General features: G+C 50.3%; 13 protein-coding genes. 5 read left to right on the top strand and 8 right to left on the bottom strand.

Going from position 1 to position 16,255, the window contains the following annotated elements:
• Positions 1 to 11: 11 nt before the first annotated feature.
• The 4 genes from BIT28_RS27735 to aspA form a co-directional block, all read right to left on the bottom strand.
• Entirely contained in the window at positions 12 to 1,886 is a 1,875-nt protein-coding gene (locus BIT28_RS27735; RefSeq protein WP_075768206.1) for a protein-disulfide reductase DsbD, read from the bottom strand.
• Between the two features lie 172 nt (positions 1,887 to 2,058).
• On the bottom strand, positions 2,059 to 2,973 hold the full coding sequence (locus BIT28_RS27730) for a LysR family transcriptional regulator (RefSeq protein ID WP_083652200.1): 915 nt from the start codon (positions 2,971 to 2,973) through the stop codon (positions 2,059 to 2,061).
• A gap of 286 nt (positions 2,974 to 3,259) precedes the next feature.
• Positions 3,260 to 4,561 carry an anaerobic C4-dicarboxylate transporter gene (locus tag BIT28_RS27725; RefSeq protein WP_075768205.1) on the bottom strand — a complete coding sequence of 434 codons (1,302 nt, stop codon included), beginning with the start codon at positions 4,559 to 4,561 and terminating at the stop codon, positions 3,260 to 3,262.
• A 110-nt stretch (positions 4,562 to 4,671) separates the two neighbouring features.
• On the bottom strand, positions 4,672 to 6,132 hold the full coding sequence (aspA, locus tag BIT28_RS27720; RefSeq protein ID WP_083652199.1) for an aspartate ammonia-lyase: 1,461 nt from the start codon (positions 6,130 to 6,132) through the stop codon (positions 4,672 to 4,674).
• A gap of 456 nt (positions 6,133 to 6,588) precedes the next feature.
• Between aspA and BIT28_RS27715 the strand changes: the two genes are divergently transcribed.
• Positions 6,589 to 7,122: an FxsA family protein gene (locus BIT28_RS27715; protein ID WP_075768204.1), complete on the top strand. Its 534-nt coding sequence runs from the start codon at positions 6,589 to 6,591 to the stop codon at positions 7,120 to 7,122.
• A gap of 107 nt (positions 7,123 to 7,229) precedes the next feature.
• Here the strand turns inward: BIT28_RS27715 and BIT28_RS27710 are convergent, their stop codons facing one another.
• Positions 7,230 to 8,597, bottom strand: coding sequence for an MATE family efflux transporter (locus tag BIT28_RS27710; protein ID WP_075768203.1), 1,368 nt, complete (start codon positions 8,595 to 8,597; stop codon positions 7,230 to 7,232).
• Between the two features lie 209 nt (positions 8,598 to 8,806).
• On the opposite strand from BIT28_RS27710, the gene BIT28_RS27705 reads away from it, so the two are divergent.
• Together BIT28_RS27705 and groL are read left to right on the top strand one after the other, a co-directional pair.
• On the top strand, positions 8,807 to 9,097 hold the full coding sequence (locus tag BIT28_RS27705) for a co-chaperone GroES (RefSeq protein WP_075768202.1): 291 nt from the start codon (positions 8,807 to 8,809) through the stop codon (positions 9,095 to 9,097).
• 41 nt (positions 9,098 to 9,138) lie between these two features.
• Positions 9,139 to 10,785 (top strand): chaperonin GroEL, encoded by a 1,647-nt coding sequence (groL, locus tag BIT28_RS27700; protein WP_075768201.1) that lies wholly within the window; start codon positions 9,139 to 9,141, stop codon positions 10,783 to 10,785.
• Positions 10,786 to 11,906: 1,121 nt separating this feature from the next.
• On the opposite strand, the gene BIT28_RS27695 is transcribed toward groL, so the two are convergent.
• The 3 genes from BIT28_RS27695 to epmB all read right to left on the bottom strand — a co-directional run bounded on the left by BIT28_RS27695 (position 11,907) and on the right by epmB (position 14,844).
• Positions 11,907 to 12,413 carry an MgtC/SapB family protein gene (locus BIT28_RS27695; protein WP_075768200.1) on the bottom strand — a complete coding sequence of 169 codons (507 nt, stop codon included), beginning with the start codon at positions 12,411 to 12,413 and terminating at the stop codon, positions 11,907 to 11,909.
• Between the two features lie 16 nt (positions 12,414 to 12,429).
• A complete protein-coding gene (gene rimK / locus BIT28_RS27690; RefSeq protein ID WP_075768199.1) occupies positions 12,430 to 13,335 on the bottom strand; it encodes a 30S ribosomal protein S6--L-glutamate ligase in 906 nt (301 codons plus the stop codon).
• Between the two features lie 486 nt (positions 13,336 to 13,821).
• On the bottom strand, positions 13,822 to 14,844 hold the full coding sequence (epmB, locus tag BIT28_RS27685; protein WP_075768198.1) for an EF-P beta-lysylation protein EpmB: 1,023 nt from the start codon (positions 14,842 to 14,844) through the stop codon (positions 13,822 to 13,824).
• Positions 14,845 to 14,877: 33 nt separating this feature from the next.
• Here epmB and efp point away from each other — a divergent pair, with 33 nt between their 5' ends.
• Positions 14,878 to 15,444, top strand: coding sequence for an elongation factor P (gene efp / locus BIT28_RS27680; protein ID WP_075768197.1), 567 nt, complete (start codon positions 14,878 to 14,880; stop codon positions 15,442 to 15,444).
• Between the two features lie 176 nt (positions 15,445 to 15,620).
• Positions 15,621 to 16,145, top strand: a complete 525-nt coding sequence (locus BIT28_RS27675) for an SPFH domain-containing protein (RefSeq protein WP_281251617.1) — start codon at positions 15,621 to 15,623, stop codon at positions 16,143 to 16,145.
• Positions 16,146 to 16,255 lie beyond the last annotated feature (110 nt).

The following is a 16,255-nucleotide window of genomic DNA, read 5'->3' as shown; positions in this document are numbered from 1 at the left end:
GTGCCACGGATTTAGTTGAGAAGTTTGTGGTTGTCCAGATGACTGAGAAACGGTGAGGCTTCCATAAAGCCTGTCAGGCGCGCATTGCTGATGCGGTTGCCCTTGGCATCCCAGAAATCGAGTGTCGGCAGGCCGAGTACATCCATCTCTTTGAGCAGTTCAATATCTGCCGGTGAGCTGTTGGTGACGTCGGCTTGCAGCAGGATAAATTGCTGCAGCTTGGGCGCTACGGCCGGATCATGGAACGTGTATTTCTCAAACTCCTTGCAGGCGACACACCAGTCGGCATAGAAATCCAGCATCACCGGTTTACCCTGGGCCTTGGCTTCGGCCAGCGCCAGATTCAGATCGTCAACGGTGCTGACACGCTCAAATTCAACGGTGACCGGCTCTTGGCTGACTGACGGTGTATTGCCTCCGGTCAGTGACTGGTACAGCGGCTGGGCAGAGGCGAACAGGCCGACAATGGCAATGACTGCCAGGGTACTGCTGCGCCACGATACCGCCAGGGTGTTTTTGACATGATACAGCCAGCCGAATGCGGCCAGTCCCAGTAATGACCACAGATAAGGAACCAGGTTATGCGGCAGGATCCGCTCTAGCAGGAAGACAGGGACGGCCAGCAGAACAAAGCCAAAGAAGACTTTGACATGGTTCATCCAGTTGCCGGCCTTAGGCAGTAGTTTGTTGCCGAACATCGCCGCCAGAATCAGCGGGATCCCCATGCCGATTGCCAGTGCATACAGGGCGATGGCCCCGGTTAGCAAGTCACCGCTCTGGGCGACATAAATCAGGGCTCCGGATAGCGGGGCGGTGGTGCAGGGAGAGCAGACCAGGCCGGAAATCGCTCCCATGGCAAATACGCCACCGGTATTGCCGCCATGCTGTTTGTTGCTCTGGTTGCTGAGCCAGGTCTGGACACTGCTTGGCAGCTGCAGGGTATAGGCCCCAAACATCGACAGGGCCAGCAGCACAAACATGACACTCAGCCCGATCAGGACATAAGGGTGCTGCAGCGCAGCCTGAAATTGCATGCCTGCCGAGGCGACCACCAGACCAAGCAGGGTATAGGTCAGTGCCATGCCCTGGACATAGGTAAATGACAGACGGAAGGTTCGCCCGTGGCTGAGCTGGCCGTTCCCCAGCACAATCCCGGTCAGGATCGGATACATCGGCAATACGCACGGGGTAAAGGCCAGGCCGATACCCAGAGCCAGGAATACCAGCGGCGTCCACCACTGCTCGGCCAAATCGCTGGCCAGCCTGTCCTGCTCTGAGGCCGGTGCCGGGGTATTGCGAGTAATGTTAGTGCTTACTTGCGCGGTATCTTCTGTATTACTGGTGCGGTTTGCTACCTTGCTCTCTGCCCCTGTGTCAGCTGGTGGCGTAGGGGAAGCCCCGGCTGTTACCGCCGACAAGGGGACCTGACGGATTTCCGGCGGATAGCAAAATCCGGCCTTGGCGCAGCCCTGGTAGCGAACGGTCAGTATTGAGTCATTGGAGGCTTTCAGCACCGGTACGCTGACAGTCAGCGGATCGGTATAAATAAAGACATCCCCAAAGAACTCATCCCGGTAGGGTTGGCCCGCGGGAATATCGACGGTGCCGAGCTCGGCATTGTCGGAGGTGACCGACAGCTGATGCTGGTACAGGTAATAGCCGGGTTTTACTTGCCAGTCGAGGTATACCACCTCGCCTTGCTGGCTGAAGTTAAACGAAAAGGCCTCGTCGACCGTCACAAACTTGTTGGTACTGCTGGCTGAAAAGCCCGGTAGGGAAAATTCGGCCCGGACAGGCAGGCTGGTGACACTGGCCAGTAGCGTTCCCGCCAGCGCGACAAGCGCAAGAAAACGGGAGAATCCGCAATAGTGTTTTAGTTTCATCATTCAGATCAGACTCGTCTGCAGGGATTTATACCCAAACTCACTGTGAATACTGCATTTTGAGGTAGTTTAGGTTTTTACTATACCCTCTCAGACCGTGTTATTCAGTGTTTGGTTTCATCTGCTGCAAAAACAATGGCTTTTATAATGATGAAAATGAAATTAAAGTAAGCGGTTACTTACTTAAAGCATCACGCATAAAATCGGTAAAGCTGCGCACATGCGCAGGCACATACCCCAGCCGCTGATAGAGCATATAAATCGGACGTGGTGGCGAGTACCAGTTATCCATCATGGTTGTCAGCAAGCCCTGTCCGCAGGCATCGGCCACTACATAGTTCGGCAGACAGGCGATACCCAGCCCGTCAATGGCGGCTTGCTTGATGCTGTTGAGATCCGCGATGGCCATTCTTACCGGCGAGTTTATCCAATAAGTTTCTGTATCGGCGGCAACGTTTCTGTCGGTAAGTGCCCACTCAAATTCTGGTACGCTGGCCAGGCGGGCATGCTGATTTAAATCCTGCGGATGAGCCGGGGTCCCCTGGCTGGCCAGGTAATGGGGTGAGGCGACCAGGATCCGCTGTGACTCGCCGATTTTGGCCGCGGCGAAACTGGAGTCCGGCTGCTGGCCAACCCGAAAGACGACATCATATTGCTCCGGGCTGTAGTCGTGATGCTGGTTTGACAGGTGGTTCAGCGACAGCGTGATGTCCGGGTAGCGGGCCAGAAACTGGTTAAAGAGCGGCATCAGCCGGTAGGTGAGCAGGCCGACAGGCGCGGAGATCCGCAGTGCGCCGCGCGGATTGGCGTGGCTGCTGTCGTGCAGCTCGTTGGTGGTGGTCTCGAGCTCGTCAATCAGCGGCTGGCAGCGCTCAACGTAGCTCTGCCCCAACGGCGTCAGGGATACGTTGCGGCTGTCACGGATCACCAACTGGCTACCCAGGGTGTCTTCCAGCCGTTGTAACCGCCTGCTAATGGTGGCCGGGGGAATATCTAGCGCACTGGCTGCAGCTCTGAAACTTCCTTGTTGAGCAATTGCAATCAGAGTGCGCAGGTCGTCTAACTTCATACCATTTTTGCATCGCTGCATAACGCTTTTACCTCTATCGCCTGGCTCGCTCAATCACTACTATTGTCTGGCAGGCTTTCCTGTCTTAAGCCTGATCTGTAGCAAATTGAGACATGGTTCCGGGTAGATCGTCGGGATTGACGATGTAGCCGGGCTGAACCAATACGCCGGAATCCGTATTGGTTCGCTGTCTTCGCCTCGGGATGGGGCGGAGACAACAAATCCTTCATTTTATCTTTCTTATTACTCCGATAAAAAGAAAAGGCCGCCCGAAGGCAGCCTTTGTCATCTATTTCAGTCGATGCTGTTACAGGAAGATGCCGCCAACAGCAAAGCCCAGCGCGACAGATGTCGTGATTGTTACCACACCCGGAATAAAGAACGGGTGGTTGAATACCAGGTTACCGATACGGGTTGAACCGGTGTCATCCATCTCAACTGCGGCAAGCAGGGTTGGGTAAGTAGGCAGTACGAACAGCGCACTTACTGCTGCGAATGAAGCGATAGCCGTTAGCGGTGCGACACCGATAGCCAGTGCGGCAGGCATTAGTGCAGTAGTCGTTGCACCCTGAGAGTAAAGCAGCATAGAAGCAAAGAACAGGGTTACGGCTAGCATCCAAGGGTACTGCTCCAGGATTTCACCCGCCAGTTCTTTGATTTCCGTGATATGGCCAGAAACAAACGTATCACCCAGCCATGCCACACCCAGTACGCACACACAAGCACTCATACCAGACTTGAATGTTGCTGCATTGGCAATCTTAGAGGCATCAATCTTGGTGATAGTGACGATAGCCATAGCTGCTGTCAGCATGAATACCATGATAGCGTCGTTACGGCCAAGTGCAGGATCTTCAATCAGACCAACAGCATTGGAAATCATGGTTGCGTAGGCAACAACAGCGACGATAGCGGCAATAAAGATGTAAGTTGCAGGCTTCGCTGTCGGCAGGATTTCACGCTTGGTCGCGCCCTGGATTTTGATTAGGCCCTTCGCCAGACGGTCTTTATAGATAGCATCGTCTTTTAGCTCGCAGCCCAGGAAGTTAGAGACAAACGCACCGGCCATACAAGCGACGAACGTTGTCGGGATACAAACGGCCAGTAGCGTTAGGTAGCCTACTCCCAGCGGTTCAAGAATGCCTGAGAAGAAAACAACCGCTGCAGAGATAGGCGATGCGGTGATTGCAATTTGTGAAGCCACAACTGCAATAGAAAGCGGGCGAGAAGGACGGACGCCTTGCTCTTTGGCAACTTCTGCAATAACTGGCAGGGTAGAGAACGCGGTATGACCGGTACCTGCTAGCAATGTCATGAAGTAAGTGACCATCGGCGCATAGAAAGTGATGCGCTTAGGATTTTTTCGAAGAAATTTTTCAGCAAGATCAACCAGCCAGTCCATACCACCGGCAACCTGCATAGCGGCAATGGCAGTAATTACTGACATGATGATCAGGATAACGTCTACAGGAATATTACCTGCATCGACACCCAAAAGAAGGGAAAGTACCAATACGCCGGCACCGCCAGCAAAACCAATACCAATACCGCCGATACGTGCGCCTAAATAGATAAACGCAAGAACGACAAAGAGTTCTACACCAATCATGAGATTGTCCTGTCTTTAAAGTTAAAAAATATAAAAGGGGGAATCTGTAGCAAAAAAATGGCGGACTCTCATCCTGACAATCCGCCGGGTTTTATCGCGTTTGCGTTTTATTAGTTGTAACGCTTCGCTTTATATTCTGGGTGCATCAGGTTTTGAACTGAGAAGATGTCATCTAGCTGAGCTTCAGTCAGCAGACCACGCTCTAGGACAACATCACGGACGCTCTTGCCTGTTTCAGCACAGATCTTACCGACGATGTCACCTTCGTGGTGGCCGATGAACGGGTTCAGGTACGTTACGATACCGATAGAGTTGAACACGAAGCTTTCACATACTTCTTTGTTCACTGTGATACCGTCGATACACTTGTCGCGTAGGTTGATGGAGGCATTTTTCAGCAGGTCGATAGACTCGAACAGTGCCTGGCCGATCACTGGCTCCATTACGTTTAGCTGAAGCTGACCGGCTTCCGCTGCGAAAGTAATGGTGGTGTCGTTGCCGATCACTTTGAAGCAAACCTGGTTAACGACTTCTGGGATCACCGGGTTAACTTTCGCTGGCATGATAGAAGAACCTGCCTGCATTTCAGGAAGGTTTAGCTCGTTAAGACCTGAACGAGGACCAGAAGACAGCAGACGCAGGTCGTTACAGATCTTAGATAGCTTAACGGCTGTACGCTTCAGTGCGCCGTGAACCATAACATATGCGCCACAGTCAGACGTTGCTTCAATCAGGTCTTCTGCTGGTGTGCATGGCAGACCAGTGACTTCAGCCAGACGCTGAACCGCGAGTTCCTGGTAGCCTGTTGCTGCGTTCAGACCGGTACCGATTGCCGTTGCACCCAGGTTAACTTCCAGTAGAAGCTGGGCGGTGTGGCGAAGGTTTTTAATTTCTTCTTTGATCAGTACGCCGAATGCGTGGAATTCCTGACCGACAGTCATTGGGACTGCGTCTTGCAACTGGGTGCGGCCCATTTTCAGTACGTCAGCGAATTCTTTGTCTTTCGCGTCAAACGCACCTTTCAGGTACTCCAGTGCTTCAACCATGTTCATGATGCTGTTGTATACAGCGACACGGAAGCCTGTTGGGTAGGCACAGTTAGTTGACTGGCTCTTGTTGACGTGGTCGTTAGGGTTAACGATGTCATACTCACCTTTTTCTTTGCCCATTAGCTCAAGAGCAAGGTTTGCAATCACTTCGTTGGCGTTCATGTTAACTGAAGTACCGGCACCGCCCTGGTAAACGTCAGACGGGAACTGATCCATGCACTTTCCTGTTTCAAGGATCTCGTCACACGCTTTAACGATGTACTCGCCAACATCAGAAGGGATAACACCCAGCTCTTTGTTCGCCATTGCAGCGGCTTTCTTGGTGAAAACCATGCCGCGAACAAACTCTGGTACGTCAGAAATAGTCGTTTTGGAAATGTTGAAGTTTTCAACAGCACGAAGAGTGTGAATACCCCAGTATGCGTCAGCTGGGACGTGGCGATCGCCAAGAAGATCTTCTTCGATGCGGGTTGCAACGTTTAGAGTTGCTTCATTTTTTTCTAGATCAATCATCTGAGACATAGTGTAGCCTTAGTGGAATCTGCTAATGAAATTCAATTATTGAGCCAATTCTGAATGATTAGAATCCGTTCCGCAGAGATTTTGGCTAGATGATCGTACCTGACACCTATTGTCTGAGGCCGATAATACTCCCCTTTAGTGGTAAAAACATAATCCAGATCACTTTTTTAATCTGGCTGAAAACATTTGCACAAAAACACGATCTACGTCACATTTAGTGTTAACGGCTCGCCGGTTATTTATGTCGATTAATGAGCAAATATGACAAAATGTGAAGGTTCTGTTTTGCGTAGTCAGCGTGGGTTCAGGCTGCGTTTTTTGGTACACTCCAGAGGTTGAAAAAGGGCTATTTGTTCCCGATATTATAAGATAGAACCTGGCGTGATGACTCCGGATGATTTCATCCGTTTCGCGTATACCCGTTTATCACAGACCGCAACCGCAAAGAGGTGAGTCGTGTTTCCTGTTTTACTATTTCTGTTTATTGTTGTTCCGATTATTGAGATCGCCCTGTTTGTTCAGCTAGGGGGATTTCTGGGCCTATGGCCAACGATTGCACTGGTGTTGGTAACGGCGGTTGTCGGGGCATCGCTCGTACGGAGTCAGGGGATAGCCACCCTTATGTCGGTGCAAAGCCGCCTGCAGCAAGGCGAGTTGCCTGCTCAACAAATTGTCGAAGGGGTGATGCTGGCTGTTGCCGGGGTACTGTTGCTGACACCGGGCTTTATGACTGATGCACTGGGGATGCTGGTATTGCTTCCGGCACCGCGTGCAATGCTGGCCAAGCAGCTGATGAGTCGGGTGAAGGTCCAGAACATGGGCTCGGGCTTTAGTGCCGGTTTCGGTGGCGGTCAGGGCTTCAGCGGCCAGGGACCGTTTGACCACCGTTCGGACTCATTCAATCAGCGTCCGTCCGACGGCGATGTGTTCGATGGTGAGTATGAGCGTAAAGACGAAGACAAGGACAACAATGATCGCCGGTTGCCTTAAATAGGCATGGCAAGTGTTGTGCAACAACGTGAATGTAGAAAGGCAGCCGAATGGCTGCCTTTTTGTTAATACTGTTCATATTTTTTGTCGGCCAAAAGGTGTGATCTTTAGCTTGGATTGGCCAGACTGCTGTACATGTGCCGCCGCATTTTGACCGCGTACAGGTATGCTCCGATACCGCTCAGCAAGTTGGCGATGGCTATGCCGACAAATAACCCTTCGGTCCCGTTTATCCAGCTGCCCAGCCATGCCGCCGGCAGCAAGAAGGCAAACAGCCGCAGCAGGTTCCACACCAGGGCATGGACGGACTTATGCATAGCGTTGAGAGCGCTGATAAGCAGCATGCACACGGCCTGCATGCCGTAGCTGATCGGGACGACAATCAAGTAGTGCCAGAGTTGCTCCTGAACAGCACTGTCCTGACCGAACAATGCCGATAACGGCCAGCTGAGCGGCACCATCATGATGAATATCAGCAGCTGGAACAAAATGGCAAAGCGCATCGCGGTAAACATTGCCTTGAAGGCACGCTGCGGGTTGTTGGCGCCTAGGTTCTGGGCCATGAACGGCATCAGTGCCGAGCCAAGCGCCATCATCACAAGCACCAGCAGGGATTCGATTCGCATCGCGGCACCGTAGGCGGCCACCGAGGTAGTGCCGAGGCCGGCTAGCAGCGACATCAATATGGCTCCGGACAGGGGAGTCAGGGCATTGGACAGGGCCGCCGGGGTGCCGACCTGCATGATTTGCTGCCAGTCCCTGCCGAGCAACCTCAGCTGCGGCATCGCCAGCAGTTTTTCTCTCTTGATTAAAATATAGAGGGAGCAGATCAGGGCGAAGGCCCAGCTGATCCCGCTGGCTATCGCCGCGCCTCTTACGCCCAGCTCGGGAAACGGACCATAGCCAAAGATCAGTAAAGGATCGAGTACACCGTTGATCACCCCGGCCAGCATCATGATTTTGGCCGGCGTCTTGGCGTCTCCGGTGGCCCGGATGGCGCTGTTGCCCGCCATTGGGATGACCAGCAACGGAATGGCCAGATACCAGATATCCATATATTGCTTGATGATTGGCAATAGCTCTGGCGACGCACCGATAAGCGAAAATAAGGGCTCGAGGGTCAGCAGGCCTATACTGGATGCTGTGATCATCAAAAGTACGGCCAGCAGCAGGCCGTGGCTGGCGAACCGGGCGGCGGTGTGATTGTCGCCGCTGCCCAGCAGGCGTCCTACCCGGGTTGAGATCCCGACACTGACGCCCATGGTGATACAGTTGAGGGCAAAGGTGACCGGAAAGGTAAAGCTGACCGCGGCCAGTGCCTCGGTGCCCAGCAGCGAGATAAAGAAGGTGTCGACCAGGTTAAACAGCAAGATCGCAACCATCCCGAATACCATCGGAACGGTTAACCGGCGCAGGACGATAGGAATGGGCGCTGATAAAAGCCCATGTTTGTCTGCTTTTCTTTCTGTTGCCATAGTTGTCTCATTATCGGGATGCCCGCCTACCCTAAAGCAAAGAGTGTGATCGGGCAAAAAGTCTGTGAGAATTTTTCTAAAAAAATAGCGTCGGGGACTTGGGATCCAGAAAAACGTCCCAACATGTTTAGTTATCAGAAAAAGTTAGTGTGAAACCATGCTAGCTTTATTAATCGTATGGATATTACCAAAATCAGGAGAGACGACCGATGAACATTCGTCCTTTACATGACCGAGTTATCGTTGAGCGCCAAGAAGTTGAATCAAAATCTGCCGGCGGCATCGTTCTAACTGGTTCTGCAGCTGAAAAATCTACTCGCGGTACAGTACTGGCAGTAGGCAAAGGCCGCATCCTAGAAAACGGCACGGTACAGCCGCTGGACGTTAAAGTTGGTGATACTGTGATCTTTGCTGAAGGCTACGGCACGAAGTCTGAGAAGATCGATGGTAAAGAAGTCCTGATCATGTCTGAAAATGACATCATGGCAATCGTTGAATAATCCGATCACTACGAATAAAGAATTAAGAAAGGAAGAAAGACATGGCTGCTAAAGACGTTAAATTTGGTAACGATGCACGAGTTAAAATGCTGGAAGGTGTTAACGTTCTGGCTGACGCAGTAAAAGTAACACTGGGTCCTAAGGGTCGTAACGTTGTTCTGGACAAATCTTTCGGCGCACCAACTATCACTAAAGATGGTGTTTCTGTTGCGCGTGAAATCGAGCTGGAAGACAAGTTCCAGAACATGGGCGCACAGATGGTTAAAGAAGTTGCTTCTCAAGCCAACGATGCGGCGGGTGACGGTACGACAACAGCGACTGTACTTGCACAGTCTATTGTTAACGAAGGCCTTAAGGCAGTTGCTGCGGGTATGAACCCGATGGATCTTAAGCGCGGTATCGACAAAGCCGTTATTGCTGCTGTTGAAGAGCTAAAGACACTGTCTGTGCCATGTGCTGATACCAAGGCGATTGCTCAGGTAGGTACTATCTCTGCAAACTCTGACGAGACTGTCGGTAACATCATCGCAGAAGCAATGGATAAAGTAGGTCGTGATGGTGTTATCACGGTTGAAGAAGGTCAGGCTCTTCACGATGAGCTAGACGTTGTTGAAGGTATGCAGTTCGACCGCGGTTACCTGTCTCCTTACTTCATCAACAACCAGGAAGCGGGTTCAGTTGATCTGGAAAACCCATTCATCCTGCTTGTTGACAAGAAAGTCTCTAACATCCGTGAACTACTGCCGACTCTGGAAGCGGTAGCGAAAGCGTCTCGTCCACTGCTTATCATTGCAGAAGATGTAGAAGGCGAAGCTCTGGCGACGCTGGTTGTGAACAACATGCGCGGTATCGTGAAAGTAGCTGCTGTTAAGGCACCTGGTTTCGGTGACCGTCGTAAAGCAATGCTGCAAGATATTGCGGTACTGACAGCGGGTACAGTGATTTCTGAGGAAATCGGTCTGGAGCTTGAGAAAGTTCAGCTTGAAGACCTGGGTCAGGCGAAGCGTGTAACAATCACTAAAGAAAACACCACTATCATCGATGGTATGGGTGAAGAAGCGATGATTGAGGGTCGTGTTGCTCAAATTCGTCAGCAGATTGAAGAAGCGACGTCAGACTACGACAAAGAGAAACTTCAGGAGCGTGTTGCTAAGCTAGCAGGCGGTGTTGCAGTAATCAAAGTAGGTGCTGCTACTGAAGTTGAAATGAAAGAGAAGAAAGACCGTGTTGAAGATGCCCTACACGCAACGCGTGCAGCGGTAGAAGAAGGCGTGGTTGCTGGTGGTGGTGTTGCACTTATCCGTGCTGCTTCAAAAGTTGTAGGCCTTGAAGGTGCGAACGAAGAGCAGAACGTGGGTATCCGTGTTGCACTACGCGCTATGGAGTCTCCAATTCGTCAAATTACCAAGAATGCCGGTGACGAAGAGTCTGTGGTTGCTAACAACGTTCGTGCTGGCGAAGGTAACTACGGTTACAACGCGGCAACAGGCGAGTACGGTGACATGATCGAAATGGGTATCCTGGACCCAACAAAAGTAACGCGTTCTGCACTGCAGTTTGCGGCTTCTGTTGCTGGCCTGATGATCACTACCGAAGCGATGGTTACTGACCTACCACAAGATTCTGCTCCAGCAATGCCTGATATGGGCGGCATGGGTGGTATGGGTGGTATGGGCGGCATGATGTAATTGCCGTAATCGCTCATCTCTTTGCGGCATTGGAACAATGCTGCTTTGAGCTGAACCATTACTCCCTTCTGCACTAGCAGATTGATTGAAAGCTGGAGCTCTGTCTCCAGCTTTTTTGTGCCTTTAGAAAATGAATGTGTAGTTGATTGAATTTATTTGGTTAATATCCTGACGAGCTTTCTTATGTGAAAGTTCACAGCTGATCTTAATTGAACATTGTGACACAATGGACATATGAGGCGAATAAGGATACGCCTTATGTGCTTGAAGCATTCAAGTATGAACAAACGCTTAGTATAGACAAGCGGCTATTGGTGCTTAGATAGTACGCGAACAACTTCATTTGGAGTTAACGCATGATATTTGTTATCAAAATCGATCCAGAAGTCCTTAAATACGCACTTCGTCTTGTGTTTCTATCAGGCGGAGTTGGTGTACTTAGTTCCTTAACGAGCTGTGCACCAATAGGATAGACGGGTTAACCTCTCAGGCTTCGGTGACAGGAAGTTGCCTTAGCCTTTTAATTTTTATAGCTTTATTCTTTCTTATTTACCCTTCTGATAACGCCACTTTATCAGGTATGCTGGTTTTAAAATTTGAAAGCTTTCCTCGAACAGTTCATCCGTGAAATCCCTTAAAAAGCTGTACGCTTATTATTGTTGTTTTAAAACAATAGCTTATATTCATATTTAAAGTCATCAGTTCATGGTGTTACTTTTGCTCAGCTCTTTGTTGAACAAAGCTCTATTTGCTGATCATGTTCGACAGTATGAGAAGGGAAAAGCCATAAAAAGGCTGTGCAGGGTTCTCCGGAGAAAAAACTGTAAAAGCTGCACTGTATTTTTATTGTTTAAATTCAGTGGTTTAAGTCTAATGTTAGAGTTGTTAGTTTTAGGTGCTCTATTCGATCACATAAAAGCTGTTTTTGAGGTAAAAAGCTGTACATGATCCAGGGTAATGTCGCATTTTAACCACGATAAGCTTTAAAGGAAAAAAGCTCGAAAAGCTGAACAAGATTATCTCATTTTAAAACAACCACTTAAATTAGTGATGCAAGTTATTGTATTGAAGTTTTGTTTTGCTCAGCTTTAAATTGTACCTTCCGTGGAAAGGTGTACGGCTTATCCCCCGGATTGATCCGGAGGCGGGGTACGCTTCATTAGTTTGCGCTGACGACGGTCAGACCAATGGGCGTGAACCCCCTTGCGCAGAAAGCGCAGGCTGTTTTCCAGCTTGTCGACGCCGAGCAGTACCGCAATCATGACGCCCGTCATAATCACCGCGCTCTGACCATAGCCCAGTCCGATGGTGACGCCCAGCGCGGCCAGCATCCAAACCACAGCCGCTGATGTCACGCCGTGTATTTGGCCGTCACGGTTCATCATCACACCGGCACCGAGAAAGCCGATACCGGTGATCACCTGGGCCATGACGCGGGCAATGTCGGCATTGCTGTCAGACAGTGTTCGCCCGAGCGTGATAAAGCAGTAAGTGCCGACAATGATTAAGGTCGATGTACGGATCCCCACCGGTTTGCCTCGTAGCTGGCGCTCCAAACCGATTAGTGCGCCGCAGATCCCGCATTTCATTAGCGCAGGCCACGCAAAGGGGGCAATGTCAGGCCACATTGCATTTTCTCCTGGTTTATTGAAACGGTAGCCGGCGGCGCCCTTTCTTGGCGGCATGCTTTTCGATGTGTTCGACAATCAGGCCGGCAATGTCTTTGCCTGTCGCGCTTTCGATCCCTTCCAGCCCCGGTGAGGAGTTGACTTCCATCACCAGTGGCCCGCGTTTAGAGCGAAGCAGGTCAACTCCGGCGACACTGAGCCCCATCGCCTTGGCTGCCGCAACGGCCGTTTTGCGCTCTTCCGGTGTAATTCGGATCAGGGTCGCACTGCCGCCACGGTGCAGGTTGGAACGGAATTCTCCGTCGGCAGCCTGGCGCTTCATCGCAGCAATCACTTTGTCGCCAATCACAAAGCAGCGAATATCGGCCCCGCCGGCCTCCTCGATAAACTCCTGCACCATGATATTGGCTTTAAGGCCCATAAAGGCTTCAATGACGCTCTCGGCCGCTTTTTGGGTTTCTGCCAGTACGACACCAATTCCCTGGGTACCCTCAAGCAGCTTGATCACCAACGGCGCACCACCGACCATTTTGATTAGATCGGGCACATCGTCGGGCTTGCTGGCAAAGCCGGTGATAGGCATGCCGACGCCTTTGCGACTAAGCAGCTGCAGCGAGCGCAGCTTGTCGCGAGAACGAGAAATCGCAATGGACTGGTTGACCGAAAATACATCCATCATTTCAAACTGACGCAGTACCGAGCAGCCATAGAACGTAATGTCTGAACCAATACGGGGAATGATGGCATCAAAGCCGGTTAAATCATTACCCTCGAAGTGAATCGACGGCTGTACCGAGTTGATATTCATATAACAACGCAGTGCATTGATGACTACTGCCTCGTGGCCTCGCTCTTCGCAGGCTTGGCGCAGGCGACGGGTGGAATACAGGTTTTCGTTCTGGGATAAAATGCCAATTTTCATTGCGTTACTCGTTATCAATAGTCAAAAAAGCTCAGCAAGGGAAGTTTGGCTACCTTCGAACCTGCTGAATGGAGCGCGACTATGCGCCCGAAATGGCTGAAAAGCGAGCGAAATGGCGATGATATTTTTTTATCGTCTGGACAAGGGAATTTGCTTGAACCCGGTGATTTCAAGAGCAGTATTTGGCTTGTGGTAGCCTTTTAGAGGCGTGTAGAGTTTGTCAGGAAAAAAGCCAGAAAAGCTGTACGTGAATAAGATTATAAAAATCAGTAAGTTAGTCTCATATTTTGTATTTGCCTTATGATAAGGTAAAAAGTGCATCAATTAGCTGTTTTAGATGGGCAAAGCTGTACATGTGAAATGGCGGCTTAATAAAAAGGCCAGCATGATGCTGGCCTTGACGGTTGGTGAATCAATCGTGAGAAGGTGCCAGGGCTATATTGCCTGTGTTATAGCCCTTGGAAACGTTTGGTGGTGGCCAGATGTCTACTCTAGGTGAAGATCAAGCGGGGTTTTGCTGTTTCTACCCCCGATTTCGCGGGTCAGGCGGGGTACCAGATAGCCCGAAACATTCTCCAGGACACCGGCGATCAGTTTGCGCGCCTGTTCGTCATCGACCATGAAGTGCGCTGCTCCCTGTACTTTGTCCAGTACATGGAGGTAGTAGGGCAGGATACCGGCATCAAACAGAGCCTCGCTCAGTTGCGAGAGGGCACCGACCGAATCATTAACCCCTCTCAGCAGAACACCTTGGTTGAGTAGCGTGACATTGGCCTGCTTGAGTTTGGTCATCGCCTGGCGAAATTCGTTATTGATTTCGTTGGCATGGTTGATGTGAGTCACCAGAACAGTCTGCAATCGACTTTGCTTAAGCAACATGCACAGTTGTTCGTTAATACGTGCCGGAAGTACCACGGGCAGGCGAGAGTGGATCCGAAGACGTTTGATATGCGGGATCCGGTCGATCCTTTCGATCAGCCACTGCAGCTCATGATCCTTGGCCATCAGAGGATCACCGCCGGAAAGAATGACTTCGCTTACCTCGGGCTGGGTTGCAATATAGTCGAGTGCGGTCTGCCAGTGGCGCTTGCTGCCCTTGTTGTCCTCGTAGGGGAAATGACGGCGGAAGCAGTAGCGGCAGTTGACCGCGCAGCCTCCTTTTACAATCATCAACACCCGGTTCTTGTATTTGTGCAGTAGGCCGGGAATGGCATTGTCCTGCTCTTCCAGCGGATCGAGGGAATAACCGCTATGTACCTCGAATTCTTCTTCGAGCGGGAGTACTTGTCGCAGTAACGGGTCGTAGGGGTTGCCAACTTCCATTCTTTCGACAAAGCTCATAGGAACACGGAGCGCAAATAATTTCCGGGCAGCGAGGCCTGATTCCCAGGGAGTCGGATCAATTTTCAGGGTTTTGAGCAGCTGAAAGGGATCGGATATCGCATTCGCTAGATCATTGAGCCAGTTTTGCTCAACAGTTGATGCGTTTCGGGTTATTATATGCGGCATTAAATACAACTCGAAGATGTTAAGAGGATAGAAATGGCGTCTTTCAGCACCAATGAATTCCGCGGCGGAATGAAAATTATGCTAGATAATGAACCATGTGTCATTATCGAAAACGAATTTGTTAAGCCAGGTAAAGGCCAGGCGTTCAACCGCGTTAAGATCCGTAAGCTACTTTCAGGCAAGGTGCTTGAAAAGACTTTCAAGTCTGGTGAGTCGGTTGAAGCTGCAGACGTAATCGACATCGATCTTGATTACCTGTACAACGATGGTGAATTCTACCACTTCATGAACAACGAAACATTCGAGCAGCTTGCTGCCGATGTTAAAGCTGTTGGTGATAATGCGAAGTGGCTGGTAGAGAACAATACTTGTACGCTGACGCTGTGGAACGGTAACCCAATCACTGTGACTCCACCTAACTTTGTTGAGCTGGAAGTGGTTGAAACTGATCCAGGTCTGAAAGGCGATACTCAGGGTACAGGTGGTAAGCCTGCAACACTAACTACAGGTGCTGTAGTACGTGTACCGCTATTTATTCAGATTGGCGAAGTGGTCAAAGTTGATACGCGTAGCGCTGAATATGTAGGTCGTGTGAAGTAATCACTGCCTACTGCTGAAAAAAGGTCGCCTTGGCGGCCTTTTTTGTTGCCTGTCATTTAAGCAAAATCAGTAATATTAGTTTGTTGGCATTGTCTTTATGAAGCTGGTTGTATTTGTTGTCGGAATCGTTTCTATTTATTAATTCACAACAACAATATGACTAGGTAAACGAAGACATGGATTTTAAGCCGCAAGCAAGCACAACATTAAAGAAGAAAATATCATTGCCTGTCGTGGGGGGAATTCTCGGCGTATCAGCACTGATTGGTCTCGTTAACAGCTCCGTTCTAATGACTGATGCCGGTTATACCTACGTGCATCAGAACAACGTGACGGGTGAGCTGGACGTGTTCAACGAGCCGGGGATTCACTTCCGGATGCCATTCTTGTCTAAGATCACTAAATATGATCAGGTGATTACCGTCTCTTATGGTAATACGACGGGTGAAGACTTCTACCAGCGCCTGCCTCCGATCCAAGTACGCTTTGCCGATACCTATATCGGCAATATTCCCGTGACTTTCCGTTTCAAGCTGTCTCTTGACCCTGAGTCGGTGAAAAAAATGCACCGAGAGTTTCGTAACAACAGCAATTTGATTGATGCCTTGCTGGTAAAAAATGCCCGCAATGTAACAGTGATCACCGCAACCCAATACACTGGTGAAGAGTTTTTCTTATCTAGAACAAAGTTGGCTGGCTGACTGACTGACTGAATAAAGTCAGGCCACGTAAGGGCTGGTCTCAAATAGCACACTAAAACTTTCATTACAAAAGTAAGCAATTCTGTAAAGATTGAGTTTTGACTCATAGT

Source organism: Photobacterium proteolyticum (genome assembly GCF_001939735.1).
Taxonomy (GTDB): domain Bacteria; phylum Pseudomonadota; class Gammaproteobacteria; order Enterobacterales; family Vibrionaceae; genus Photobacterium; species Photobacterium proteolyticum.
The sequence above is the reverse complement of the archived record's forward strand: the minus strand, read 5'-3'. Positions and strand labels throughout refer to the sequence as shown.

What these genes read in the sequence shown, in the direction of transcription:
- BIT28_RS27735 (WP_075768206.1), bottom strand. Translation starts at nt 1,886, where the DNA reads ATGATGAAACTAAAACACTATTGCGGATTCTCCCGTTTTCTTGCGCTT.
- BIT28_RS27730 (WP_083652200.1), bottom strand. Translation starts at nt 2,973, where the DNA reads ATGCAGCGATGCAAAAATGGTATGAAGTTAGACGACCTGCGCACTCTG.
- BIT28_RS27725 (WP_075768205.1), bottom strand. Translation starts at nt 4,561, where the DNA reads ATGATTGGTGTAGAACTCTTTGTCGTTCTTGCGTTTATCTATTTAGGC.
- aspA (WP_083652199.1), bottom strand. Translation starts at nt 6,132, where the DNA reads ATGTCTCAGATGATTGATCTAGAAAAAAATGAAGCAACTCTAAACGTT.
- BIT28_RS27710 (WP_075768203.1), bottom strand. Translation starts at nt 8,597, where the DNA reads ATGGCAACAGAAAGAAAAGCAGACAAACATGGGCTTTTATCAGCGCCC.
- BIT28_RS27705 (WP_075768202.1), top strand. Translation starts at nt 8,807, where the DNA reads ATGAACATTCGTCCTTTACATGACCGAGTTATCGTTGAGCGCCAAGAA.
- groL (WP_075768201.1), top strand. Translation starts at nt 9,139, where the DNA reads ATGGCTGCTAAAGACGTTAAATTTGGTAACGATGCACGAGTTAAAATG.
- BIT28_RS27695 (WP_075768200.1), bottom strand. Translation starts at nt 12,413, where the DNA reads ATGTGGCCTGACATTGCCCCCTTTGCGTGGCCTGCGCTAATGAAATGC.
- rimK (WP_075768199.1), bottom strand. Translation starts at nt 13,335, where the DNA reads ATGAAAATTGGCATTTTATCCCAGAACGAAAACCTGTATTCCACCCGT.
- epmB (WP_075768198.1), bottom strand. Translation starts at nt 14,844, where the DNA reads ATGCCGCATATAATAACCCGAAACGCATCAACTGTTGAGCAAAACTGG.
- efp (WP_075768197.1), top strand. Translation starts at nt 14,878, where the DNA reads ATGGCGTCTTTCAGCACCAATGAATTCCGCGGCGGAATGAAAATTATG.
- BIT28_RS27675 (WP_281251617.1), top strand. Translation starts at nt 15,621, where the DNA reads ATGGATTTTAAGCCGCAAGCAAGCACAACATTAAAGAAGAAAATATCA.